Annotated in this window: 1 protein-coding gene; it reads left to right on the plus strand. The window is 72.8% G+C overall.

Annotated elements, in window-relative coordinates; translation table 11 throughout:
• Positions 1-1,053: acyltransferase domain-containing protein (locus ABZ863_RS35735; protein ID WP_358544233.1), on the plus strand; the 1,053-nt coding region annotated here is incomplete at both ends.

Consider the following 1,053-nt stretch of genomic DNA (forward strand, 5'->3'; position numbering starts at 1 on the left):
GGACACCGTGTGCTCGCGGTCGTGCGGGGCAGCGCGGTCAACCAGGACGGGGCGTCGAACGGCCTGTCCGCGCCCAGCGGCCCCGCCCAACAGCGGGTGATCCGGGCGGCGTTGGCGGATGCCGGGCTCGGCGCGTGCGATGTGGACGTGGTGGAGGCGCACGGGACCGGGACGCGGTTGGGTGATCCGATCGAGGCAGAGGCGCTGCTCGCGACGTACGGGCAAGGGCGTGATCCTGAGCGGCCGTTGTGGCTGGGGTCGGTGAAGTCCAATGTCGGGCATACGCAGGCCGCTGCCGGTGTGGCGGGTGTGATCAAGATGGTGGAGGCGCTGCGTCATGGCACGCTGCCCGCCTCTCTGTACGCGGACGAGCCGTCGCCGCATGTGGACTGGGCGTCGGGCGGGGTGCGGTTGCTGGCTCGGGCGCAGGAGTGGTCCGGGGCGGAGCGGGTGCGCCGGGCGGGTGTGTCCTCGTTCGGGATCAGCGGCACCAACGCCCACCTCATCCTGGAACAGGCACCCGTCGAGACCGGGCCCGGAGCGGAGCGACGCGTCGAACTCCCGGTCGTGCCATGGGTGATCTCCGGCCACCACCAGAACGCCCTGCGGGCGCAGGCCGGTCGCCTCGCGGCCTTCGTCGAGGCACACCCGGACTCCTCCGCCACAGAGATCGGCGCGGCACTCGCGGCGGGCCGTGCGGTGCAGGGACACCGTGCGGTGGTGGCGGGTGCGTCGCGGGAGGAACTGCTCGACGCAGTGCGGGCGGTGGCCCGGGGCGAGCGCGACCTCGGTACGGCACGGGCCGAGGCTGGCGCCGTGCGGACGGTGTTCGTGTTTCCGGGGCAGGGGTCGCAGTGGGTGGGGATGGCGCTGGAGTTGCTGGGGGACGTTCCGGTGTTCGCGGCGCGGCTGGAGGAGTGCGCGGCGGCTCTGGAGCCGTATATGGAGACGCCTCTGCTGGAGGCGTTGGGTGATGGGGCGGCGTTGGAGCGGGTGGAGGTGGTGCAGCCTGTGCTCTGGGCGGTGATGGTGTCGCTGGCGCGGGTGTGGGAG

This window comes from Saccharomonospora sp. NPDC046836 (assembly GCF_040645195.1).
Classification (GTDB): domain Bacteria; phylum Actinomycetota; class Actinomycetes; order Mycobacteriales; family Pseudonocardiaceae; genus Prauserella_A.